The following is a 4640-nucleotide window of genomic DNA, read 5'->3' on the forward strand; positions in this document are numbered from 1 at the left end:
GGCGGCGTTGGCGCGGCCCGGCTTGATCGCGGTGGAGCCGAGCAGGGCGCCGACGAAGGCGGGCAGCAGGTAGTCCATGCCGACGCTCGGGTTGCCGATCTGCTGCTGCGCGGCGAGCAGGACGCCCGCGAAACCAACGACGAGTCCGGAACCGGCGACGGCGTAGATGCCGTACCGGCGGGTGGGGATGCCGACGAGGTCGGCGGCGCGGGCGTTGGAGCCGATGACGTACAGGTAGCGGCCGAGCGGCAGGCGTTCGAGCAGCAGCCAGAGCACCACGGCGAGCGCGAGGAGTAGAAGGCGGGGGCCGGCAGGCCGAGGAACGTGGAGTCGTACAGGTCGGTGAAGACCGGGGGCAGTCCGTGCGGGCCGGGTACGATCCGGGCGCCGTCGGTGGTGATCCAGCCGGTGCAGGCGTACAGGAGGCTGCCGGTGCCGAGGGTGGCGATGAAGGAGTCGATCCTGGCGAACTCCACCAGCAGGCCGTTGAGTACGCCGACGATGCCGCCGCCGAGGATGACGGCGACGCAGGCGATCGGCCACGACCAGCCGCTGTTCACGATGAGTTGCATGGCCAGGACGTGGGCGAAGCCGAGTCCGTAGCCGACGGAGAGGTCGAACTTGCCGGTGACGATGGGGATCATCGCGCCGAGGGCGAGGATCGCGGGGATCGACTGGTTGGACAGGATCGACGAGGCGTTGTCCATCGTCGGGAAGGTGTCCGGCAGGGCCAGCGCGAAGACGACGAACAGCAGGACGGTCAGGCCGAGGAGCCCGTAGGTGCCGATGAGGTGGCCGCCGCGCAGCCGGGCGGCGATGCCGCCGCTGCCCGTGCCCGGGTCGAAGCGGCCGGGTGACTGCTTGCGCGCCCTGCCCTCGCGGGCGCCGTCCCGCTGGGCGCTGCCGCCGCGGTCGTCGGCCTGCCGGCGGGCGGATTCGGTCTCGGTGGCCATCAGTTGTCCGCCGTTCCGGTCAGCGCCGGCATGGCCGACGCGGCGTGGGTGAGTTCGGTGACGGTGAGGGAGTCGCCGCTGAGTTCGGCGGTCACCTGGCCCCGTACGAAGACCAGGGCGCGGTGACACACGTCGGCGACCTCCTCCGCAGGAGGTTGGCCGCGCACCTCACGGGTACTCCGACGATCTTCCGATGTGAACCGCGGAAAATCGGGAAGGTGCCGTGCCTGACAGGAACGTGAACGATGCGAAGAACATCTTTGTGCTCGGCCTCGACGAGGCCAACCTGCCGACGCTCCACGCGGTACCGGGTGCGAGATCACTGCGCTGTCACCCCTTGCTGTCGACCGACGAGCTGCAGGGCGGCGAGGTGTCGGTGCCGGAGCTCATCGACAAGGCCCAGGGGATACTGGATGCCTTCGACGGAAGCATCGACGCGATCGTCGGCTACTGGGACTTCCCGGTCAGCACCATGGTCCCCATCCTCGGCGAGCGCTACGGAACCCGCAGCACCAGCCTGGAGTCGGTGGTCAAGTGCGAGCACAAGTACTGGAGCCGGCTCGAGCAGCAGAAGGTCACCGACAGGATCCCGCGGTTCGGCAAGGTGGATCTGGAGGCCGACGACCCGCGCCCTCCGGAGGGCGTGCGCTTCCCCATGTGGCTCAAACCGGCGCTCTCCTACTCCTCCGAACTCGCCTTCGGCGTCAAGGACTTGGATGAGTTCCGGGCCGCCGTCGCCGAGATCCGTGAGGGAATCGCCCGGGTCGGCCGGCCCTTCGAGTACATCCTCGACCGAATCGAGCTACCGCCCGAGATGCACGGCGTCGGCGGGCAGGTCTGCCTCGCGGAGGAAGAGATGTCGGGGATCCAGGTCGCCGTCGAAGGCTACGTCCATCAGGGCGAAGTGACCGTCTACGGCGCCTTGGACTCCATCAACTACCCCGAAACGCCCTGCTTCCTGCGCCACCAGTACCCCTCGACCCTGCCGCCGCAGGTGATCGGGCAGCTCCACGACGTCACCCAGCGGGTGATGCGTCAGATCGGCTTCGACTCGGCCACCTTCAGCGTGGAGTACTTCTACGACCCGCAGAGCCAGGAGATCCGTCTGCTGGAGATCAACCCCCGTCACTCCCAGTCCCACGCCGAGCTGTTCCAGTACGTCGACGGCGTACCCAACCACCACTGCATGCTCAGCCTCGCCCTCGGCGACGACCCGCACATGCCGCATCGGCAGGGGCCGTACGCCATGGCCGCGAAGTGGTACTACCGCTGGTTCACCGACGGGGTGGTGGGCCATGTGCCCTCGCCCGAGGACCTCGCCCGCATCGAGCGCGAGACCGACGGCGTGCGTGTGGACGTCACGCCCGAAGCGGGGCAGCGGCTGTCGGAGCTCCCCCAACAGGACAGTTACAGCTTCGAGTTGGCCCACATCTTCACCGGCGGCAGCGACGAGGACGACCTGCGGGAGAAGTACGACCACTGCGTGGCCGCACTGGGATTCACCTTCGACGAGAGCCCGCGAGAGTTCGACGAGAGCCCGCGAGAGTAAGGAGCGCGTCGGCCTTATGCGTTACGTGACCAACCTGCCGTACGCCACCAAGGAAGAGGAGCACGTCCGCATCCCGATGGCCGACGGCGTACAGCTGTCGGCACGCCTCTGGCGTCCCACGTCCTCGGACGACGAGCCCGTGCCCGCGGTGCTGGAGTACATCCCCTACCGCAAGCGCGACCTCACCTCGGTACGTGACTCCGTCCACCACCCGTACATCGCCGGGCACGGCTACGCCTGCGTCCGCGTCGACGTGCGCGGCACCGGTGACTCGGAGGGGGTGCTGAAGGACGAGTACCTGGAACAGGAACAGGCCGACGCCGAAGAGGTCCTCGCCTGGCTGGCCGAGCAGCCCTGGTGCGACGGCCGCACCGGCATGATGGGCATCTCCTGGGGTGCCTTCGCCGCGCTCCAGGTGGCCGCCCGGCAGCCACCGAGCCTGCGCGCCATCGTCATCGCGTCCTTCACCGACGACCGGCACGCCGACGACATGCACTACATGGGCGGGGCCATGCTCTCGGACAACCTCGCCGAGGCGGGCACCATGTTCGCCTACGCCACCTGCCCGCCCGACCCCGCCGTGGTCGGCGACCGCTGGCGCGACATGTGGCACGAACGCCTGGAGAACACCGGTCCCTGGGTCCTTCCGTGGCTGCGCCACCAGCGCCGCGACGACTACTGGCGCCACGCCTCGGTCTCCGAGAACTACCAGGACGTACGCTGCCCCGTCCTCGCCTCCAGCGGCTGGGCGGACGGCTACTCCAACGCCGTGACCCGTCTGCTCGGCAACCTGGACGTGCCCCGCAAGGGGCTGATCGGTCCCTGGTCGCACAAGTTCCCCCACCTCGGAGAGCCCGGCCCGGCCATCGGCTACCTGCAGGAAGTGGTGCGGTGGTGGGACCACTGGCTCAAGGGCGTCGACAACGGCGTCATGGACGGCCCCATGCTGCACACCTGGATGCAGGACAGTGTGCCTCCGTCCACCTCGTACGAGGAGCGGCCGGGCCGCTGGGTCGCGGAACCCGCCTGGCCGTCTCCGCACATCCACCCGGTCACGTATCCGCTGACACGGCACCGGATCGGCTCCCCGGACTCGCCGAGCGAGGAAGCGGCGGCCGGCGAGGGCGACGGCGCCGCCATGACGGTGCGCTCACCGCTGTCCGTCGGCCAGTTCGCGGGCAAGTGGGCCTCCTACAACGCGCCCCCGGACCTGCCCTACGACCAGCGCGAAGAGGACGGCGGCTCACTCGTCTTCGAGACCGAGCCCTTGACGGAACGGCTCGAGATCCTGGGCTCGCCGACCGTGGAACTCGACCTCTCGGCCGACGAGCCGGTCGCGATGGTGGCCGCGCGCCTGTCCGATGTGAGCCCCGACGGCGCCGCCACCCGTGTCACCTACGGTCTGCTCAACCTCACCCGGCGGGAGAACACCGAGGACCCCGAGCCGCTGGAACCGGGCCGGCGCTACCGCGCGACCGTCCACCTCAACGGAGTGGCGCAGGCCTTCCCGCCCGGACACCGCATCCGCCTCTCCCTGTCCACGTCGTACTGGCCGCTCGCCTGGCCGCCCCCCAAAGCGGCCCTGCTCAGCGTCCACGAGAGTTCGAGCACCCTCACGCTCCCGGTCCGCCCGACCGACGAACCCGACGAGGTGCCGCCGAACCCGTTCGACGAGCCCGAAGGAACGGCGCCCCTGGCTGTGACCCGGCTGACACCTCTTGAGCAGCGGTGGGACGTGAAGCGGGACCTGATCGGTTACCACGCCGCACTGGAGATCGTGAAGGACCAGGGACTGATCCACTTCGACGGCATCGGGCTCGATGCCGACCGTCGCGCCTACGAGCGCTACGCGACCGTCGCCGACGACTTCACGTCCGTCAGCGGCGAGTCCACCTGGACCATGCGGTTCCGCCGCGAGGACTGGGACATTCGTGTGGTCACGCACACCCGGCTCAGCTGCGACGAGCGGGACTTCTTCGTGGACGCCACGCTGGACGGCTACGAGGGCGACCGCCGGGTGTTCTCCCGCACCTGGAACGAAACGGTGCCACGCGACCTGCTCTAGGGGGTGTTTCGAAAGTCCCGCACAGCACCCACGGCGCCCGGCACGCACTCTCGCCGCACCGGCCGAAACCCCA

At 69.3% G+C, this 4640-nt stretch carries 3 protein-coding genes and 1 pseudogene; 2 read left to right on the top strand and 2 right to left on the bottom strand.

Annotation, left to right across the window (positions count from 1 at the left end; all coding sequences use genetic code 11):
• Together AC5P09_RS36040 and AC5P09_RS36045 are read right to left on the bottom strand one after the other, a co-directional pair.
• A pseudogene (locus AC5P09_RS36040) lies at positions 1-953 on the bottom strand (ABC transporter permease); the annotation flags it as partial.
• Positions 953-1120 (bottom strand): hypothetical protein, encoded by a 168-nt coding sequence (locus tag AC5P09_RS36045; protein WP_493877923.1) that lies wholly within the window; start codon positions 1118-1120, stop codon positions 953-955. The pseudogene AC5P09_RS36040 and the gene AC5P09_RS36045, both read right to left, overlap by 1 nt.
• 56 nt (positions 1121-1176) lie before the next feature.
• Between AC5P09_RS36045 and AC5P09_RS36050 the strand changes: the two genes are divergently transcribed.
• On the top strand, positions 1177-2502 hold the full coding sequence (locus AC5P09_RS36050; RefSeq protein WP_493877917.1) for an ATP-grasp domain-containing protein: 1326 nt from the start codon (positions 1177-1179) through the stop codon (positions 2500-2502).
• Between the two features lie 16 nt (positions 2503-2518).
• Entirely contained in the window at positions 2519-4567 is a 2049-nt protein-coding gene (locus tag AC5P09_RS36055) for a CocE/NonD family hydrolase (RefSeq protein WP_493877918.1), read from the top strand.
• Positions 4568-4640: the final 73 nt, after the last annotated feature.

Source organism: Streptomyces sp. a15, assembly GCF_059026085.1.